Annotated in this window: 20 protein-coding genes; 11 read left to right on the top strand and 9 right to left on the bottom strand. The window is 72.3% G+C overall.

Annotated elements, in window-relative coordinates:
- Positions 1–98: 98 nt before the first annotated feature.
- The gene (locus CBF90_RS12490; RefSeq protein ID WP_088380732.1) at positions 99–752 is read right to left on the bottom strand and encodes an alpha/beta hydrolase; all 654 of its coding nucleotides are present in this window, start codon (positions 750–752) and stop codon (positions 99–101) included.
- 57 nt (positions 753–809) lie between these two features.
- On the opposite strand from CBF90_RS12490, the gene CBF90_RS12485 reads away from it, so the two are divergent.
- The gene (locus CBF90_RS12485) at positions 810–1,421 is read left to right on the top strand and encodes an NUDIX hydrolase family protein (RefSeq protein WP_023953954.1); all 612 of its coding nucleotides are present in this window, start codon (positions 810–812) and stop codon (positions 1,419–1,421) included.
- A 25-nt stretch (positions 1,422–1,446) separates the two neighbouring features.
- A complete protein-coding gene (locus CBF90_RS12480) occupies positions 1,447–3,366 on the top strand; it encodes a M3 family metallopeptidase (protein ID WP_088380731.1) in 1,920 nt (639 codons plus the stop codon).
- A gap of 23 nt (positions 3,367–3,389) precedes the next feature.
- On the opposite strand, the gene CBF90_RS12475 is transcribed toward CBF90_RS12480, so the two are convergent.
- The gene (locus tag CBF90_RS12475) at positions 3,390–4,364 is read right to left on the bottom strand and encodes a YafY family protein (RefSeq protein WP_088380730.1); all 975 of its coding nucleotides are present in this window, start codon (positions 4,362–4,364) and stop codon (positions 3,390–3,392) included.
- A 100-nt stretch (positions 4,365–4,464) separates the two neighbouring features.
- Here CBF90_RS12475 and CBF90_RS12470 point away from each other — a divergent pair, with 100 nt between their 5' ends.
- A complete protein-coding gene (locus CBF90_RS12470) occupies positions 4,465–4,920 on the top strand; it encodes a VOC family protein (protein ID WP_023953961.1) in 456 nt (151 codons plus the stop codon).
- Between the two features lie 81 nt (positions 4,921–5,001).
- On the opposite strand, the gene CBF90_RS12465 is transcribed toward CBF90_RS12470, so the two are convergent.
- Positions 5,002–6,069, bottom strand: coding sequence for a low specificity L-threonine aldolase (locus CBF90_RS12465; protein WP_088380729.1), 1,068 nt, complete (start codon positions 6,067–6,069; stop codon positions 5,002–5,004).
- Positions 6,070–6,115: 46 nt separating this feature from the next.
- Positions 6,116–7,603: a DUF6421 family protein gene (locus CBF90_RS12460; RefSeq protein ID WP_088380728.1), complete on the bottom strand. Its 1,488-nt coding sequence runs from the start codon at positions 7,601–7,603 to the stop codon at positions 6,116–6,118.
- Positions 7,604–7,850: 247 nt separating this feature from the next.
- Between CBF90_RS12460 and CBF90_RS12455 the strand changes: the two genes are divergently transcribed.
- Positions 7,851–8,534, top strand: coding sequence for a thiamine pyrophosphate-dependent enzyme (locus tag CBF90_RS12455; RefSeq protein WP_064955487.1), 684 nt, complete (start codon positions 7,851–7,853; stop codon positions 8,532–8,534).
- The gene (locus tag CBF90_RS12450; RefSeq protein ID WP_023953969.1) at positions 8,534–9,406 is read left to right on the top strand and encodes a transketolase family protein; all 873 of its coding nucleotides are present in this window, start codon (positions 8,534–8,536) and stop codon (positions 9,404–9,406) included. The genes CBF90_RS12455 and CBF90_RS12450 overlap by 1 nt, the downstream gene beginning before the upstream one ends.
- On the opposite strand, the gene soxR is transcribed toward CBF90_RS12450, so the two are convergent.
- Positions 9,401–9,883 (bottom strand): redox-sensitive transcriptional activator SoxR, encoded by a 483-nt coding sequence (gene soxR, locus CBF90_RS12445; protein WP_064955485.1) that lies wholly within the window; start codon positions 9,881–9,883, stop codon positions 9,401–9,403. The two genes, CBF90_RS12450 and soxR, sit on opposite strands and share 6 nt — an antisense overlap.
- A gap of 196 nt (positions 9,884–10,079) precedes the next feature.
- Between soxR and CBF90_RS12440 the strand changes: the two genes are divergently transcribed.
- The 5 genes from CBF90_RS12440 to CBF90_RS12420 all read left to right on the top strand — a co-directional run bounded on the left by CBF90_RS12440 (position 10,080) and on the right by CBF90_RS12420 (position 15,349).
- The gene (locus CBF90_RS12440) at positions 10,080–11,078 is read left to right on the top strand and encodes a diacylglycerol kinase family protein (RefSeq protein WP_088380727.1); all 999 of its coding nucleotides are present in this window, start codon (positions 10,080–10,082) and stop codon (positions 11,076–11,078) included.
- Between the two features lie 65 nt (positions 11,079–11,143).
- The gene (locus CBF90_RS12435) at positions 11,144–12,340 is read left to right on the top strand and encodes a sensor histidine kinase (RefSeq protein ID WP_023953975.1); all 1,197 of its coding nucleotides are present in this window, start codon (positions 11,144–11,146) and stop codon (positions 12,338–12,340) included.
- Positions 12,337–12,993 carry a response regulator transcription factor gene (locus CBF90_RS12430; protein WP_023953977.1) on the top strand — a complete coding sequence of 219 codons (657 nt, stop codon included), beginning with the start codon at positions 12,337–12,339 and terminating at the stop codon, positions 12,991–12,993. Before CBF90_RS12435 ends, CBF90_RS12430 begins: the two co-directional genes overlap by 4 nt.
- Before the next feature lie 107 nt (positions 12,994–13,100).
- Positions 13,101–13,862: an ABC transporter ATP-binding protein gene (locus CBF90_RS12425; RefSeq protein WP_088380726.1), complete on the top strand. Its 762-nt coding sequence runs from the start codon at positions 13,101–13,103 to the stop codon at positions 13,860–13,862.
- A 107-nt stretch (positions 13,863–13,969) separates the two neighbouring features.
- Positions 13,970–15,349 carry an FtsX-like permease family protein gene (locus tag CBF90_RS12420; RefSeq protein ID WP_088380779.1) on the top strand — a complete coding sequence of 460 codons (1,380 nt, stop codon included), beginning with the start codon at positions 13,970–13,972 and terminating at the stop codon, positions 15,347–15,349.
- 37 nt (positions 15,350–15,386) lie between these two features.
- On the opposite strand, the gene CBF90_RS12415 is transcribed toward CBF90_RS12420, so the two are convergent.
- Together CBF90_RS12415 and CBF90_RS12410 are read right to left on the bottom strand one after the other, a co-directional pair.
- Complete coding sequence (locus CBF90_RS12415; protein ID WP_242435671.1) at positions 15,387–15,947, bottom strand: GNAT family N-acetyltransferase; 561 nt, start codon at positions 15,945–15,947, stop codon at positions 15,387–15,389.
- Positions 15,944–16,474, bottom strand: coding sequence for a hypothetical protein (locus CBF90_RS12410; RefSeq protein WP_023953985.1), 531 nt, complete (start codon positions 16,472–16,474; stop codon positions 15,944–15,946). The genes CBF90_RS12415 and CBF90_RS12410 overlap by 4 nt, the downstream gene beginning before the upstream one ends.
- 32 nt (positions 16,475–16,506) lie before the next feature.
- On the opposite strand from CBF90_RS12410, the gene CBF90_RS12405 reads away from it, so the two are divergent.
- A complete protein-coding gene (locus tag CBF90_RS12405) occupies positions 16,507–17,151 on the top strand; it encodes a 2-phosphosulfolactate phosphatase (RefSeq protein WP_064955482.1) in 645 nt (214 codons plus the stop codon).
- Positions 17,152–17,239: 88 nt separating this feature from the next.
- Here the strand turns inward: CBF90_RS12405 and CBF90_RS12400 are convergent, their stop codons facing one another.
- Positions 17,240–17,728 (bottom strand): SprT-like domain-containing protein, encoded by a 489-nt coding sequence (locus CBF90_RS12400; RefSeq protein WP_064955481.1) that lies wholly within the window; start codon positions 17,726–17,728, stop codon positions 17,240–17,242.
- 43 nt (positions 17,729–17,771) lie between these two features.
- Positions 17,772–18,296: a hypothetical protein gene (locus CBF90_RS12395; RefSeq protein ID WP_036305638.1), complete on the bottom strand. Its 525-nt coding sequence runs from the start codon at positions 18,294–18,296 to the stop codon at positions 17,772–17,774.
- Positions 18,297–18,325: the final 29 nt, after the last annotated feature.

The raw sequence follows: 18,325 nt of genomic DNA, 5'->3' as shown, positions 1-18,325 counted from the left end.
CGCCCGAAGGGTCGACGGATCAGCGCGGGATCACAGCGCGGTCGCGTCGAAACCGATCAACGGCCGTTCCTCACACTCGGGACAGGGGCCCGGGCAGTCTACGCCGCGGGGAGCTGTTTGTGCAGGAACGTCGCGATATCTCGCAGCTCTTCCGCCGAGACGGCGTGCCCGAGATCGGGATACACGCGGCCGCTCAGGTCGACCCGGCCGGGCAGCCACTGCGCCGTGTGCGCGATGAGAGCGGGCGGGATGACGTCATCGAGCGCCCCGCGACCCCAGAACACGGGCGGGCGCCGTGCGGCGAGCTCGGCGTCGGTGTCGAGGTCGGTCGGGTTGGCGTAACCCGACAGGATCACCGCGAAAGCGTAGTCGTGCGGGCGCACCCGAAGGGCCTCGATCGCCATGACCCCGCCCTGCGAGAAGCCGAGCAGCCCGACGGATGCCGCGTCGGCGCGCTCCGCGTCGATCCACTCGGTCAGGGCGCGCGCGGCGGCCGTCGTGGCCTGCGGATCACGACCGTTCAGACCCTCGATCGGGTACCACGACCATCCCGGCGTCGGGAAAGGTGGGGCGAGCGGGGCGCGCACCGCCGCCACGACGTATTCGGCGGGCAGGTGCGGGGCGAGGGCGAACAGATCGTTCTCGTCTGAGCCGTAGCCGTGCATCAGGACCAGCAGCGGGCGGCCGGCGCGCTCGGCCGGAGCGGCCGACCAGCGGACGGCGGCGGGATCGAGAGCCGGGACCGACGACATGCGACCATCCTGCCAGCCCCTTCCGACACCGCCGAGGGTCATTGGTATACATGAGGCATGGCCGTGCGCACCCCCGACCCCGATCCCGACGAGCGCGGCGAGTCGTCGCTCCCGGCCGATCCGCTGCGCGGAGCCCCCGGGGGCGGCGCCGCGAACCCGGCGTGGCTCAGCGACGTCGAGCTCACCGAGGCCCGCCGCCGGCTGCCGATGCTCTACGTCGAGGCGGTGCCGGTGCGCACCGACGGGCTCGGGGCCGTCACCCAGGTCGGCATCCTGCTCCGTGCCACGCCGGTCGGGGAGATGACCCGCACGATCGTCTCGGGCCGCGTGCGCTACGGCGAGACGATCCGCGACGCACTGTTCCGGCACGTCGAGAACGACCTCGGGCCCATGGCCTTCCCGCTCCTGCCCGCGTCGCCGACGCCCTTCACGGTCGCCGAGTACTTCCCGATCCCCGGGGTCAGCCCCTTCCACGACGACCGCCAGCACGCCGTGTCGCTCGCCTTCGTCGTGCCGGTCACGGGCACGTGCGAGCCCCGTCAGGATGCTCTCGAGGTCACGTGGCTCGACCCCGCGGAAGCGGCATCCGACGCCCTCGCCGCCGAGATGGAGGGTGGCCGCGGCACGCTCATCCGCCTCGCGCTCGCCTCGGTGGGTGCGCTCCGCTGAGGCGCGTCCTGCGTAGGCTCGGGGCATGACCGATCCGCAGCCCCTCGTCTTCCCCGCCGACCACGCCGGATGGCTCGCGTTCGCCGCCGAGCGCCCGGATGCCCGCATCGCCCGTGTCCGCGAGATCGACGCCCAGCTGATCGCGGGGCGCGACCTGTCGCCGCTGGCGCGCCTGCAGCTGTGGAACGAGGCGTCGATCGCGATCGCCGAGGCCGCCTCCGAGGCATCCCTGCTGAGCGAATCGCATCCCGACGCCGACGTTCGCGACGCAGCCGAGGCCCGCGTGCAGGCGATCGACGCCCTCCTCTCGCAGCGGGCGCTCGACCCCTCGCTCTTCGCCGTCTTCGACGGGCTCGCGACCGACGGGCTGGATGCCGCCGCCCGCCGCCTGCTCGCCCACATCCAGCGCGACTTCCGCCGGGGAGGCGTCGACCGCGACGAGGCGACCCGCGAACGGCTGCGCGCGCTCGCCGAGCGCGACACCGAGCTCTCGCTGCAGTTCTCGCGCAACATCCGCGACGGCCGGCGCGAGCTGAAGCTCCCCGCCGACGCGCTCGAGGGCTTGCCGCAGGACTTCGTCGACGCCCACCCCGCCGACGACGAGGGCCTCATCACCCTCACGACCGAGTACACCGACCTCATGCCGGTCCGCGAGTTCGCGGTGCGCCGGTCGACGCGCACGGCGCTGCTGTCGGTCTACAACGACCTCGCGTGGCCGGACAACGACCCCGTCCTCGCCGAGCTGCTCGCCGTGCGCGCCGAGCGCGCGGAGCTGCTGGGCTACGGCGACTGGGCCGACTACGAGACCGAGACGCGCATGATCGGCTCGAGCGCGGCGATCCGGTCGTTCCTCGACGACATCGACGCGGCGACGCGCGAGGCCGCCGCCGCGGAATACGACCGGCTGCTCGCGCGGCTGCGTGTCGACGAGCCCGACGCCGACGCGGTCACCGCGGCCGACCTCTGGTACCTCCTCAGCGCGCTCAAGCGCGAGGACTACGCCGTCGACGCGCAGGAGGTGCGCGCCTACTTCGCGTTCGACAACGTCCTGGCGGGCGTGCTCGACGTCACGGCGCGGCTGCTCGACGTGTCGTACGTGCCCGTCGAGGCAGGCGCCTGGCACGCGGACGTCCGCAGCTACGACGTCGTCCGCGCTGATCGCCGGCTGGGGCGCATCCACCTCGACCTCCACCCGCGCGAGGGCAAGTACAACCACGCCGCGTGCTTCAACCTCGCGCCCGGCATCGCGGGACGCTCGCTTCCGGAGGGCGTGCTGCTCTGCAACTTCTCGCGCGGACTGCTCGAGCACGACCAGGTCGTGACGTTCTTCCACGAGTTCGGACACCTCGTCCACGGCATCCTCGGCGGCGCCGACGCGGTGTGGGCCGACTTCAGCGGCATCGAGACGGAGTGGGACTTCGTCGAGGCGCCGAGCCAGCTGCTCGAGGAATGGGCCTGGGATGCCGGTGTGCTGGCGACGTTCGCGCGCAACGCCGACGGCGAGCCGATCCCCGCCGACCTGGTCGAGCGGATGCGGGTCGCCGACGCCTTCGGTCGAGCGCTCGAGGTGACCCGCCAGCTCGGGCACGCCAATGTCTCGTACGGTCTGCACGTCGAGCGGCCGAGCGATCTGCAGGCGGCCGTCGAGGGCTGGTACCGCGCCTCGTCGCCGGTGCAACCGCTGCCGAACGGACACACGTATGCCGGCTTCGGGCACCTCACCGGATACGGCGCCTGCTACTACACGTATCAGTGGAGCCTCGTCATCGCCCGCGACCTGCTCTCGGCGTTCGGCGACGACCTCATGGACCCCGCCGTCGCGACCCGCTACCGCCAGCGCATCCTCGAGCCGGGCGGCAGCCGCGACGCGGCCGACCTCGTCGCCGACTTCCTCGGTCGCCCGTACTCGTTCGACGCCTACCGAGCCTGGCTCGCGGGCGCCTGAGCGGCGGCCTCGGCGGCGGTTCGTCAGCCGGTGCCCGCGCGGGCGTAGCGGTCGGCGAGGAGCGCGAACGCATCGGCGAGCTCGGGCGGACCGACGACCTCGAGCTCGGCGTCGAACCGTCCGAACGCCGCCGCGAGCGCGGCCCACGACCATGACCCGGCGTCGAGTCGGCAGCGTCCGTCGTCGAGCGGGGTGACCGTGCCATCGCCCGCGAACGGCGCGACAGCAGACGCCGGCAGGTCGAGCACGACGGACCCGCGACACGGCCACGCTGTCGAATCCGACCCGCGGAAGCGTGCCGACACGAACGCGTCGACGTCGCCGCCGGGCAGCGCGCGCCGCGTGAAGGGGGCGCCGGCCGGGAGCCGCGGACGGACCCGGTCCACCCGGTACAGGCGCCAGTCGTCGCGGTCGAGGTCCCACGCCACGAGGTACCAGCGGCCGTCCGACGCCACGAGATGGTGCGGCTCCGCGCGCCGGGGCGGCGCGGACCCGACGGCATCCGCATCGCGCGCCTCGCCGTAGTCGAACCGCACCGCGACACCGTCGCGGATGGCGTTCGCCAGGGTCGACAGAACCTCGAGCGAGACGTCCGCCGCGACGGCATCCCCCGGACGGCCCACGACGGTCGGGGCCAGCGCGTCGAGCCGATGCCGGAGCCGGGAGGGCATGACCTGCCGGATCGTCGCGAGCGCGCGTGCCGCGGCCTCTCCGATGCCCGCGCCCAGGGCGGGAGCGGTTCGCAGGGCGAGGGCCGCCGCGATGGTCTGATCCTCGTCGAAGAGGAGCGGCGGCAGCTCGCTGCCGGCTTCGAGCCGGTAGCCGCCGTCGAGGCCGGTCGTCGCCCGGATGCGATATCCCATGTCGCGGAGGCGCTCGACGTCCCGCCTCACCGTGCGATCGCTGACACCCAGTCGCGACGCCAGCACTCCGCCCGGCCAGTCGCGGCGCGCCTGTAGGAGCGACAGCAGGGTCAGCAGCCGCGAGGTCGTCGTCATCGCCCCACCGTATCCGCCCTTGCGGACAGAACCTGACCGTAAGGGCTGTCAGGGTGAGGTCGTCGAGCCGATCGGGCCGGCCCTTTCCTCAGGAGCAGCGATGACCATCCAGACCACCCCCCACCTCAACTTCCGCGGCGACGCCCGTCAGGCACTCGAGTTCTACGGCGCCGCCTTCGACGGGCACGTCTCGATCACGACGTACGCCGAGGTCGGCATGCCCGCCGACCTCCCCGGCGCGGATGCCGTCGTCTTCGGACTCGTTGCCGGGAACACCGGCTTCCGCGTGATGGCGTACGACATCCCGGGCAGCGCCGAGGGATCGATCGCCGGCGGCGGTTCGACGCGCCGTCAGGACAACGCCACCATCACCGATCAGGCGTTCTTCGTCTCGGTCGGTTCCGAGAGCCTCGACGAGCTCCGCGGCCCGTGGGACGCGCTCGCCGCGGATGCCGTCATCGTCGAGCCCCTCGCCGCTTCGGCGTGGAGCGCGGGCTTCGGCATGCTCACCGACCGGTTCGGCGTCACGTGGAGCTTCAGCGTCACCCCCGCCTGAGCACCCGAGAGCCGCGGTCGGATCGATTCCGCCGCGGCTCTCGTCGTGCGTCGCGCGGATGCCCGCCGCCGCGGGAGGTCGTCAGTCGGTCGTGAGGCGCGCGAGCTCGGCGACGAACGCGTCGACGTCGGATGCCGACGTGTCGAACGAGCACATCCAGCGCACCTCGCGGCGGGCCTCATCCCAATCGTAGAAACGGAACGACTCGCGCAGCCGATCGGCGACGCCCTCGGGCAGCACGGCGAAGACGCCGTTGGCCTGCGTCGGCTGCGTGAACTCCACGCCCCGCACCGAGCCGTCGGCGATGCCCGCCTCGACCGCCGAGCGCAGGCGCTGCGCCATCCCGTTCGCGCGCTCGGCGTTGCGGCGCCACAGGTCGTTCTCGAGCAGCGCGACGAGCTGGGCCGAGACGAAGCGCATCTTCGACGACAGCTGCATGTTGAGCTTGCGCAGGTAGGTGAGCCCCTCGGATGACGCGGGGTCGAGCACGACGATCGCCTCGCCGAGCATCGCGCCGTTCTTCGTGCCGCCGAAGCTCAGCACGTCGACACCGACATCGCGCGTGATGGCGCGCAGCGGCAGGCCGAGGGCCGCGGCGGCGTTCGCGATGCGCGCGCCGTCCATGTGCAGCCGCATCCCGCGCTCGTGCACGTGGTCGGCGATCGTCCGCAGCTCGTCGGACGTGTAGAGCGTGCCGAGCTCGGTCGACTGGGTGATCGACACGACGAGCGGCTGCGCGCGGTGCTCGTCGCCCCAGCCCCACGCCTCGCGGTCGATGAGCTCGGGGGTGAGCTTGCCGTCGTCGGTGGGGACGTTGAGGATCTTGATCCCGCCGACGCGCTCGGGAGCGCCGCCCTCGTCGACGTTGATGTGCGCGGTCGACGCGGCGATCACCGCGCCCCAGCGCGGAAGCATCGACTGCAGCGCCGTGACGTTGGCGCCCGTGCCGTTGAACACGGGGAAGGCCTCGGCACCCGCGCCGAAGTGCTCGCCGACGAGGTCCTGCAGCCGGGCGGTGTACACGTCCGAGCCGTAGGCGGTCTGGTGGCCGTCGTTGGCGGCGGTGATCGCCGCGAGGACCTCCGGGTGGATGCCGGAGTAGTTGTCGGACGCGAAGCCGCGCACCGAGGTGTCGTGCAGGGAGGTCATGACCTCATCCTTTCAGCCTCGGGCGCGGCCTCGGTCCGGTTCGCGGTCAGCCGCGGATGCCGCGGGTGGAGGCGATCACGTCGCGCATCTTCTTCTCGAGCGCCTCGTAGAACATCGACAGCGGAAACTCGTCGTCCAGCACCGCATCGGTGTAGCCCTTCGGCGCGCCCGCGAGCACCTCGTCTGGGAGGCCTCGCGCCCACACCGACGCCGGGTGCGGTTCGAGCACCGAGCGCACGAGGTCGTACGCCGCGAGCCAGTGCGCGGTCTTCGGGCGGTCGATCGACTCCCAGTACAGGCGGTCGATCGCATCTCCCAGGGCGACCACGGCATCCGGCACCTCCTGCCATTCGAAGGCGAGCGCGGTGTCGGTCCAGTGCAGCACGCCCCGGCGATGCAGCCACGCGAACAGCAGCTGGCCGCCGAGCCCGTCGTAGTTGCGCACGCGCGTGCCGGTGATCGCGAACCGGAAGATCCGGTCGAAGATCACGGCGTACTGCACGAGCCGCGAAAGACGCAGCAGCTCGGCGTCGACCGGGTCGAGATCCGCCTCCGCGCTCAGTTTCCGGTCGAGCGCGACGCACTCGCGGAACGCCGTCAGATCGCACCGCAGCTCTTCGAGGGAGTACAGGAAGAACGGCATCCGCTGCTTGATCATGAACGGATCGAACGGCAGATCCCCGCGCATGTGCGTGCGGTCGTGGATGAGGTCCCACATCACGAACGCCCGCTCGGTGAGTGCCTGGTCGTCGAGCATCTCCGCTGCTTCGGCGGGCAGGTCGAGCTTCGTGATCTCGGAGGCGGCACGCACGACGCGCCGGTAGCGGGCCGCCTCGCGGTCCTGGAAGATCGCGCCCCACGTGAACGGCGGGATCTCGCGCATCGCGACGGTCTCGGGGAACAGCACGGCCGAGTCGGTGTCGTACCCGGACGTGAAGTCGAGCAGCCGCAGCGAGACGAAGAGCCGGTTCGGATACATCGTCTCGAGGCGGCCGATCGCCTCAGGCCAGATCGTCTCGACGAGGAGCGCCTCGACGTGACGGTTGCGCGACCCGTTCTGGGTGTACATCGGGAAGACGACGAGGTGACGGATGCCGTCGACGCGGTGGAGCTGCGGCTGGAACGCGACGAGCGAGTCGAGGAAATCGGGCACGCCGAATGCCCCCTCCGTCGAAGCCGTGCCGTCCGGATGATCCGGCCGCGCCCATCGTTCGAAGTCCCGGATCGCCGCGCCGAGGTAGTCCGCGTCGTGCGGGAAGCGCGGTGCGAGCCGGCCGATCGCGGCGGTGATCGCCGCGACGTGGCGCCGCGCCGTGTCGTGATCCCCGGGATCGGGCACGGATCCGTCGGCGGCCTGCAGCTCCTGCAGCGCCGTCGCGGCGTCGCGCAGTGCGATCCAGGCGGGGTCGTGCTCGACGCCGTCCGCGAGCGCGAGGCTCAGGGCGTCGACCGCGCCGCCGTCCTCGACGACCTCGGGCTCGCCGATGATCGTCTTCGTGGCACCGGGGGTGGGGTGCGTCTGAGCGATGGACATGGGGAACCTCCGATCTACGAGGTACGGCTCCCGCGCGGGAGCGGTGGTCAGGTGGCGTCAGCCTAACCGGCTGCCGGGCTTTCGGCGACGGTGGTGGCGATGCACCGTGCCGATACACCCGTCGGGCGGGCGGGGCTGATGTGGCCTCGGCGGCGCTCTGATGCGACACCAGCCCCGGCGGTCCGACGAATGTATCGACCACCCCGAGCTTGACCTCAACTGAGATTGAGGTTTTACCGTTCGAAACATGACCACGACCGAAACCGACTCCTTCACCGAGCGGCTCCCCGCCGCTCTCCTCGACCGCCTCGCACGCATCACCGGCGACGAGAAGCACAACTCCGCGGCGCACTCGACCCTCGATGCGCTGTGGGTGCTGCACGACCGCGTGCTTCGCGCCGAGGGCGGCGACCGCTTCTTACTGTCGAAGGGGCACGGTCCCGCCTCGTACTACGCCGTCCTGGCCGCCCGCGGCCTGATGCCCGACGCCTGGCTCGACGATCTCGCGGGCGTCGACTCGCCGCTCGGACACCATCCCGACCGTCTGCTCATCCCCGCCGTCGAGATCTCGTCCGGGTCGCTCGGGCATGGACTGCCCATCGCGGTCGGCTTCGCCCGCGGCCTCGACATCGCCGGCGCCGACGGACGTGTGTTCGTGCTGATCGGCGACGCCGAGCTCGACGAGGGCAGCAACCACGAGGCGATCGCCGTCGCCGGGCGCGTCGCCCTCGCCCGGCTGCACGCCATCGTCATCGACAACTCCTCGGCGTCGCTCGGATGGCCCGGCGGGATCGCACGCCGGTTCGCGATGGAGGGATGGGATGCCGCCGAGGCCGACTCGCACGATCACGCTGCGCTCGCCGCGGCATTGGAGGCGAGCGGCACAGCGCCGCGCGTCACTGTCGTCCGTACCGCTGCGAAGGGATCCTGATGCGCGCCCGCTTCTCCACCGTCATGTCCGACCTTTTGGCCACCGACGACCGCGCGACACTCGTGCTCGCCGACATCGGGCCGCTCGATCTCGCCGCCGGAACCCCGGCCGCCGACCGTGTCGTCAACGTCGGTATCCGCGAACAGGCGATGATCGGGGTCGCCGCCGGGCTCTCGCTCGCAGGTCTCCGCCCCTTCGTCCACACTTACGCCCCGTTCCTCGTGGAACGGCCCTTCGAGCAGATCAAGCTGGATCTGTCCCATCAGGATCTCGGGGCGGTGCTCGTGTCGATCGGCGCGAGCTACGACGCGGCCGCCGAGGGGCGAACGCACCAGTGTCCCGGCGACATCGCCCTGCTGAGCACCCTGCCGGGATGGCGGCTGCACACGCCGGGGCATCCCGACGAGGTCGAGACGCTCGTCCGGGCTGCGGCGTCCTCGGACGATCGCCAGTACATCCGGCTCTCGACGCAGAAGAACCTGAGGGCGTTTCCGACGGACGGGCGTGTCCATCTCGTGCACGAGGGAACGGGCACGCTCGTCCTGGCGATCGGTCCGCTTCTCGACGCCGCCCTCGAAGCGGCGGCCGGCGAGGGGTACGCGGTCGCCTACACCGCGACCCCGGTGCCCCTGGACCGCGGCGGCCTGCGAGAGCTGAGCGCCGGGTTCGACCGGGTCGTCGTCGTCGAGCCCTTCCTGGAGGGGACGACCGCCGCCACGGTCGGCGCCGCGCTCCGCGGCAGTGGCGTCCTCATCGAGCACGTCGGTGTCGGGGTGGGAGAACAACGGCGCTACGGCACCCCGGCAGATCACGCCCGCTTGCAGGGCCTCGACGCGCCGGGGATCAGGAGGCGCCTCGACCGGCTCTCATGACGAGGGGGTCTCGTCGTCGTCGAGCACGTGCCGGAGCGCGGGGGCGACGCGACGCGGCCCGCTGCCCTCGGCGCCGAGCGCGTCGCCGGGGTTCAGCAGATCGCACGAGCGCATCGAGAGACAGCCGCAGCCGATGCATCCCACGAGCTCGCGCTCGAGCGACTCGATCGCCGCCCGCCGTTCTTCGAGGCGGATCTTCCACGCCCGCGAGACCCGCTTCCAGTCGTCGCTGCTGGGTTCGGCCTCGGTGGGCAGGGACGCGAAGGCGTCGGCAACCTCGGCGAGCGGGATGCCGAGGCGCTTGGCCACGAGGATGAGCGAGATGCGGCGCAGCATGTGACGGCTGAACCGGCGCTGATTGCCGGCCGAGCGGGTCGAGCTGATCAGCCCGTGACGCTCGTAGAAGTGCAATGCGGACACGGAGACCCCGGTGCGCGCGCTCACCTCGCCGATGGTCAGGAGATCGTTGGACCGCATCACGCCTGCGACTCTACGATGCGCCGATGCGCGACGAAGTGCCGATACATCTGCCGGGCGGGTGGGGCTGCTGTCGCCTCCGCCGTCGCGTACGCCACTCCGGCACCATCGGTCCGACAGATGTATCGCCGTCCGCCTGTCGCGCACCACTGTCAAGGCGTGGCAGGCGCCGCCCGGCCCGCGTTAGCGTCGCAGCATGCCCGCCGACAGCCCCACGTCCGACAGCCCCGCGTCCGACACCCGCTCCGACGGGCCGGGCGCCGACGGGCCGGGCCCCGACGGGCGCGGCGTTCTGCTGATCACGAACTCCCGGGCGGGGGCGTCCGTGGTCCGGCCCGACCCGCTGCCCGAGATCCGGCGGCGGCTGCCCGAGGCGCGGGTCGAGAGCCTGGGCGAATCCTCGATGGACGAGATCGTCTCCGACGCGATGCGCGGCGACGACGCGCCGAGCGCACTCGCCGTCCTCGGCGGCGACGGGTCGGTCTCGCGCGCCGCGCACCTCGCGCGTCGTCACGACCTGCCGCTGCTCGTCCTGCCCGGCGGTACCTTCAACCACTTCGCGCGTGCGGCCAGCCTCGAGACGATCGAGGCCGCCCTCGACGCGTTCGCGGCCGGCGCGGTGCGCAGCGTCGTCGTCGCCGAAGCGGTCGTCGACGACGGCGATCCCGTCACCGTCCTCAACGCGGTGTCGCTCGGCGCCTACCCCGAGATGCTCGCCGAACGGGAGAAGCGCACGAGCCTCGGCAAATGGTGGGGCGGCGCCGTCGCGGCGTGGCGCGAGATGCACGGAGCCCACCGCATCACGATCGTGCGCGACGGGCGCCGCGCGGTCGTCTGGTCGGTCTTCGCCGGCCTCGGGCGCAATGACCCGCGGCGTATCGCGATGATGCGTCGCGCGAGCCTCGACGAGCCCGTGCTCGATGTCCGGCTCCACCACGCCCGGGGCACGCGGCTGCGGGCGGTGACCTCGCTGGCGTTCGGCCGCCGCACCCTCGCCGTCATGCGCGCGCTGCGGCTCATGCCGCCGGCATCCGACCTCGAGCGGGCCGTCGTCTCCGAGCTCGAGCTGACGGTCCGGCCGGGCGGCGCGACACCGGTGCTCGCACACGACGGCGAGCTGACCGAGACACCGACGGGCTCCTACCGGCTCCGGTTGCGAGCGGTCCCCGACGGCCTGCGCGTGTACGCGCGCTGAGAGCGCTCCACCGGATACATCGCCAGAGGGATGCCGCGCCCCCGGGGCTCGCGTACCGTCATAGCGTGTTCCGTCCGCTCCGCCGCTATCAGCTCTCCGTCGACGTCTCGGTGGCGGTCGCATTCGCGGCGCTCATGCTGCTGTTCACCTGGGTGGGCGTCGTGGGCGTCGGCATCCCGAACGATCGCGTGTCCGCATTCGTCGCGATCCTCCTCGTCGTCCCGTTCGGCGCTGCAGTGGCGCTCCGCCGCCTCTCGCCGCCGGTCGCGCTGGCTCTGGCGTGGGTCGGCGCGATTCTGCAGATGCTGGCGCAGCTCCCGCCGCTGCCGGTCGACATCGCGATCTTCGCGGTGCTCTACACATGCGCGGCCTACGGCACGAACCGGGTCTTCTGGCTCGGGTTCGCGTCCTCGATCGCGGGTGCTCTGGCCATCACCGTGTACTTGCTCATTCCGACGGCGGCATACTCGATCACCGCGGGCGGCGACGAGCTCATGTTCTACCTCATCACCGGCTCGATGCTCTTCATCGCGGCGGTCTTCGGTCTGCTCCTGGCGTGGACGGTGGGAGCGCTCGTCCGCGTGGGCCTGCGTGCGCGCGGCAACGCGGAGGCTCAGCGGCAGGCCGAAGAGCGCGCGACGGCGGAGTTCGAGCGCAACCGCATCGCGCGGGATATGCACGACGTCGTCGCCCATTCGCTCGCCGTCGTCATCGCGCAGGCCGACGGCGCGCGCTACGCCGCCGCGGCCGATCCGGATGCCGCTGCCGAGTCGCTCCAGACGATCTCCTCGACCGCCCGCTCCGCCCTCGCCGACGTGCGCATGCTGCTCACGCAGCTGCGCCACAGCGAGGGCGAGGGCCCGCAGCCGACCATCGCGGAGCTCGAGGTCCTGTACGCCCAGGTGCGAGCCGCGGGTCTCGACCTGCGCGTGGACATCGACCCCGCCCCGCCGGGCGAGCCGCCCGCGGCCGTGCAGATCGCGGTGTACCGCATCCTGCAGGAGGCCCTCACGAACGCGATCCGGCACGGCGCGGGAGGTACCGTGGATGTATCCCTGTCCTGGCTGCCCGACCGCGTGGAGGTCCGAGTGAGCAATCCCCTCCCGCCGGCGAGCGAGGCGACCGGCCCGGTGCGTACGGGCGGACACGGTCTCATCGGCATGCGCGAGCGCGCCCAGCTCATCGGCGGCAGCATCGAGGTGGGTCCCCGGGGTGACGCCTTCGTCGTCGCGGCGACGTTGCCCATCGGGGGCGCCGCGTGAGCGTCATCCGGGTCGTCCTCGTCGACGATCAGGCGCTCTTCCGTGCCGGCATCCGCATGGTCGTCGCCTCGCAGCCCGACCTGGAGGTCGTCGGCGAGGCGTCGGACGGCGCGGAGGCGATCGGCGTCGTCCGCGCGACGCGACCCGACGTCGTACTGATGGACATCCGGATGCCGGTCATGGACGGCCTCACCGCGACCGCCCAGCTGCTCGACGACCCGGTCTTCGACGGTGCGCCGCCGCGCATCGTGATGCTGACCACCTTCGACCTCGACGAAGCGGCCGCGCGAGCGATCCGCCAGGGGGCGAGCGGCTTCCTGCTCAAGGACGCCGACCCCGAGTTCCTGCTCGCCGCGATCCGCACGGTGCACTCCGGCTCGTCGGTGATCGCGGCCTCGGCGACGCGCGAGCTCTTCGCGACCTTCTCGGCGCCCGAGCAGAAGCCGGTTCCGGCTGCCTTCGCCGAGCTGACCGACCGTGAGCGCGAGATCTTCGGGCTGGCCGCCCGCGGGCTCTCCAACGCCGAGATCGCGCAGCGGGAGTTCCTCTCCGAGGCGACGGTGAAGACCCACATCAGCCGCATCCTCGCCAAGCTCGCCCTGCGCGATCGCGTGCAGCTCGTCGTCTTCGCCTTCGAGCACGGGCTCGCCTGACCCGCGCGGGCGGATGACGCGGGCGGATGAGGGATCATCCGCGAGATGTACGCACCCGCGACGACGGACCGATGCCGGGGTCCGGCGGGGTTCGTAGCGTCGGAGACATGCAGATCTCGACCACCGACCTCGGCCTCGCCGCCCGGGTCCAGAACCTCTCCAAGACCTACGGCGCCGGCGAATCGGGGGTGCGCGCCCTCGACGGTGTCTCGGTGGGCATCCGTCGTGGCGAGTTCACCGCCATCATGGGCCCCTCGGGCTCGGGCAAATCGACCCTGATGCACATCATGGCCGGACTCGACGCGCCGACGTCGGGCCGCGCGTGGATCGGCGACACCGAGATCTCGGGCCTGTCCGATCTCGATCTCACGATCCTGCGGCGGCGACGCGTCGGCTTCGTGTTCCAGTCGTTCAACCTCGTGCCGACCCTCGACGTCATCGGCAACATCACATTGCCGTTCGAGCTCGACGGGCGCTCGCCCTCGGCGCTCGAGCGCTCGCGCATCGACGGGCTCGTCGACTCCCTCGGGCTCGGGGCCCGCCTCCGGCACCGTCCGCACGAGCTGTCGGGCGGTCAGCAGCAGCGAGTCGCGATCGCCCGAGCGCTCGCGACCGCTCCCGACCTCGTCTTCGCCGACGAGCCGACCGGCAACCTCGACTCCCGCTCGGGTCGAGAGGTGCTCGCCCTCCTCGCCACCGCGAGCCGCGAGCACGGTCAGTCCATCGCGATGGTCACGCACGACCCGGTCGCCGCCTCGCACGCCGGCCGCGTGATCTTCCTCGGCGACGGTCGCATCGTCGCCGACAAGCCCCGGCAGAGCGCCGAGGAGATCTCGGCCCACATGCTCGCCGCCGAGGTGTCGGCATGACCGCGGTGACCGTGCCCGGCACCGCATCCGCATCGGCGTCCGAGCGTCCCGGGCCGCGCCCGTCGGCCAGGACGTCCGGGCGGTGGGCGTGGCTGCGCGAGCGGGGCATGGGGGCCTCGGTGCTCGTCGCCGCGATCTCCGGCGGGTTCGGCGTGCTGCTGGTCGCGGTGACCGGACTCATCGGCGCGTGGCTCATGGCCGATCCGTTCCTCTCCGGCGGCGAGACCATCATCATCGTCGTCGCGATCCTCAGCGTGCTGCTCGTCGCCGTCGCGATGTACGTCGCGGCGATCGTGACGGCCAACACCTTCGCCACGATCGTCGCGGGGCGCACCCGCCAGATCGCACTCATGCGTCTCATCGGGGCGTCGGCCCGCTCGCAGCGCTCCCGTATCGCGCGGCAGGGCCTCATCGTCGGCGCGATCGGAGCCGTGATCGGGCTCGTCGGCGGAACCGCCGCGGCCGCCGGGCTGCAGGAGCTCGCCGCCCGGGCGTGGGGACTGAACGTCGACTACAGCATCGTCCAGCCGGTGCTCCTCGCGCCCGCGCTCGTCGTCGCGCTGACGACCTGGGTCGCCGCGTGGGCCGGCTCGCGCCGCGTGCTCGAGGTCACGCCCCTCGCCGCGCTCGCGGGATCCGCGCCGCGCACGGCGGAAGAGGCCGCCGGCCGCACGCGTCGCCGCGTCACCGCGGTGTCGCTCTTCGCGGTAGGTGCGGTCCTGCTCGCCCTCGGCATCCTCGCCGGCTTCGTCACACCCCTCGGCGTCGTCGTCGCGTTCTTCGGCGGGCTCGCCTCGTTCACCGGGCTGAGCCTGGGCGCCGCCCTCGTCATGCCGCCGCTGCTCCGCCTGACCGGTCGGCTCTTCGGTCGGTCGGCGTCGGCGCGGCTCGCGGCCGAGAACGCGCTGCGCTACCCGGAGCGTTCGAGCCGAATGGCGATCGGCGTGGTGATGGGCGTCACGCTCGTGACGATGTTCGCCGTCGCCTCGGAGTCGGTCAAGGGCGTCATGGCCGCGTCGGGCGGGGGCGAGGTGTCGGGTGAGATGGCTCGCCTGCTCGACACGTTCAGTGCGGTCATGATGGCCCTCGTCGGGGTGTCGGCCGTGATCGCGGCAGTCGGTCTGGTCAACCTCCTCACGATCGGCGTCGTGCAGCGAACCCGAGAGCTCGGGCTGCTGCGCGCCCTGGGGCTCACGGGGCGCCAGATCCGCTCGATGGTGCTGTTCGAGGCGGCGCACATCACGATCACCTCGGTCGTGTTCGGCCTGCTCCTCGGCATCGCCTACGGCTGGGCCGCGGCGCAGTCGCTGCTCGGGTCGGTGCGAGTGCCGCCGCTGTGGCTTGCGCCGAACTTCGTCCTGCCGGGCATCCCGTGGCTCACCGTCGCCGGGATCGTCGTCGCCACCGCCGTGCTCACGCTCGTGGCCGCCGTCGTTCCCACCCGCCTCGCAACCCGGGTCTCGCCGGTGGAGGCGCTCGCCGAGTGACGCGGCTCACCCGTCGCCGGCCGGTCCGGCTCGCCCGTCATCCGCGGACGAGCCGGACCTCGCTGATGCTCTCGCCCCAGCTGGTGTCGTCCTTCGCCGCGCCGTCCGGGCGGAATCCGTTGCGGGCATAGAACGCGTGGGCACGCGGGTTGTCGTCGAGGACCCACAGCGACGCGCGCTCGTCGCCGAGGGCGGCGTCGATCAGGGCCTGTCCCGCACCGGTGCCGTGGTGGGCGGCGAGGACGTAGATCGCGTACAGCTCGACGGGGGCGACGGCAGGGTCGTCGCGGGAGGCGCCGCTGACCGCGAACCCCACGATCGACCCGGCCGTCACGGCGACCCACGTTCGGCCGAGGTCGTGCGTGCGCGCGGCTCCGGGCCGCACCGTCCCGGTCGTCTGCGACGGCAATCGGTCGCTGATCCGTTCCTCATGGCCGAGCAGCTCGCGTCGTACCCGCGTCAGGCGGTCGAGATCGAGCCGATCGAGGATGCTCTGCGGCATCCGCCCCGTGTACGCCTCGTGCCACCCGCGGACGTGCACGCGCGCGATCGCCGCGGCATCGGCGGGCACCGCCCGCCGTGCGGCGACCGCGGTCACGATGCCGGATCGGCGGCAGGCTCGGGGTCGTAGGCCCAGGTCGGCGCGACCTGCCGCAGGCGCGTCGAACGCCACTGCCACGTCGCCCAGAGCATCGGCCACAGCGCCGGCGCGGCGAGGCCTCCGATGACCAGGCGCTCGCGCCACAGCGTCCGGGTCGGGTCGCCGGGAGCGGGCGAGACCGCCATCTGGTGGTCCCATACGTCGAGCACCGAGAGGGGGCCCGTCAGCGGGATGCCGCTGTCGCGCAGGATCCGCACCGTCGATGCCTCCGTCGCGCCGGGGCGGCGTTCCTCGACCGCGCGGTCCGACACGTGGATCAGCTGGCGCCCCACCGGGACCCCGAGAGCCGACAGCTGCACGGGCACGTCGGCGCCGGGCTCGAGCGAGGTCGGCATGCCCTCGGCGGCGAGGGGCTCGAGCCCCATGAGCGGCGCGTACAGCTCGGCGAGGGCGCGCGGCGAGTGGAGGGCGCGCCAGGCGGCGTCGGCGTCGCAGTCGAGCACGAGCTTCTGGAGGATGCGCATGAGCCCAGTCTGCCCCGTCGTAGGCTGATCGGATGCCGTCGCCCGCCGTATCGTCGCCGTTCGACCAGTCGCGCTACCAGGTTCGCCTGGACTGGGGAGTCGCCGGTCTTCGTCGTACGGCACCCGCCGACGTCGTCGTCGTGGTCGACGTGCTGCGGTTCTCGTCGACCGTCTCGGCACGCGTGGCTGCGGGCGAGCACGTCCCGCTCGACGACGCCGCGCGGGCGGTGTCACGCAACGGCGCGGTGATCGCCGCGTCGGCATCCGATTCGGTCGTGCTGCTCGGCTGCCTGCGCAACGCCGAGGCGGTCGCGGCCGCTGCGCTCGCGGAGCAGCAGCGGCGCGGCGCTCGGACGAGCATCGCCGTGATCGCGGCGGGCGAGCTCTCGCCGGACGGGCAGGCCGAGCTGCGGTTCGCGGTCGAAGACCTGCTGGGCGCCGGTGCCGTCGTCGACGCGCTGTCACGGCTCGGCATCGACCACACCTCGCCCGAGGCCGCGGCGGCCTGCGAATCGTTCCGCGGACTCGGCGGCGCGGTGCGCCATCTGCTGACGGCGAGCGGTTCGGGGCAGGAGCTGCTCGACCGCGGGCTTCGCGACGACGCGCTCGCCGCCGCGCAGATCGGGGTCGACCGGGTCGCTCCGATGCTCCGCGACGGCGTCTTCACCGCCGCCTGACGTCGACTCCTCAGAATCCGCGAGATTCGAGCTCGAGGCGCCCGGGGCGGCGGCGGTGCGTCCAGAACTGAGGAGTTCGTGCCATCGGTCAGCGCGGGGTCGCGGCAGCGCGCCGGTCGGCCGAGGAGATCTCGCGGCGCACCCACCGGAAGAGGTAGCGCTCGTCGTACGACGACGCGCACATCCGGCACGACGCCGCGCGCGTGGGACGTCGGTGACGGTAGGCCACATGACCGGCGGGGCAGTGGCCCACCCAGGGGGCCAGCTCGACGGCCGTCTCACCACGATGGGTCGTGCCGCCGACGTACCCGAGCTCACGGGCCGTGCGCAGCCAGTCGCGACCGTGGCCGGCGGCGGGCCCCGCGATCGCGTGCGCGACCTCGTGCAAGAGGGTCTGGTGGTTCTCGTCGTCGTCGAACCGGGCCGCGAGGTAGCGCGAGACGCTGATGCACCGGCGCGTGTAGTCGCACTGGCCCGCGCGGCGCTTGGCGTTATCGAACCGGAACGTCCACGAGTCGTCGAGGTGCGCTGCGATCAGCGCCTCCGCCCAGACCCGGACCCGATCGAGATCACTCATGCGGTCGACGCTACGCGCGGGGTGAGACAGCGGTACGCGGCGCTCAGCTGGCGATGATGGAGCGCGAGCGGCGCTCGGCGGCATCGACGGCGAGCAGGGTGGACTCGAGCTGGTCCTCGGGAGCGCCGCCCTCCTGACGGAGAAACAGTGCACGCTTGAAGTCGGTGCGGGCGTCGGCGTACTCGCGGGCATCGTACGAGACCTTGCCGCGGTGCTGGTACGCGAAGGCCGCCAGCAGCGGCCAGCTCTGACCCTCCGCCTCTTCCGCACACGTCGTCAGCTCCTGGATCGCCGCAGCGAACGCACCGCGGTGCTGCAGGATCGTCGCGTGCAGCACCCGGGCGCGCAGTAGGTCCTTGCGGGTCCCGGCCATGCGGGCCACCCGCACCGCCTGCTCCGCGAGGACGAGTGCCTCGTCGAGCCGGTCGAGCACCTTCAGCAACCAGACGCGCTCGAGAAGCGCGGGCAGGCTGCGCTGCTCGCCGATCTCGGCGAGGCGCTCTGCGCACTGTTCCGGGTCGACGATCTCCCGCAGCGTGTCCGGGTCGTACCCGAGGATGTAGCCCACCGTCATCCACCTCCGCGACTCGAGAACGG

The sequence above is a fragment of the Microbacterium sp. AISO3 genome, assembly GCF_002204305.1.
Lineage (GTDB): Bacteria > Actinomycetota > Actinomycetes > Actinomycetales > Microbacteriaceae > Microbacterium > Microbacterium arborescens.
Note: the sequence above shows the minus strand (reverse complement) of the source record. Positions and strands in the feature narration are given on the sequence as shown.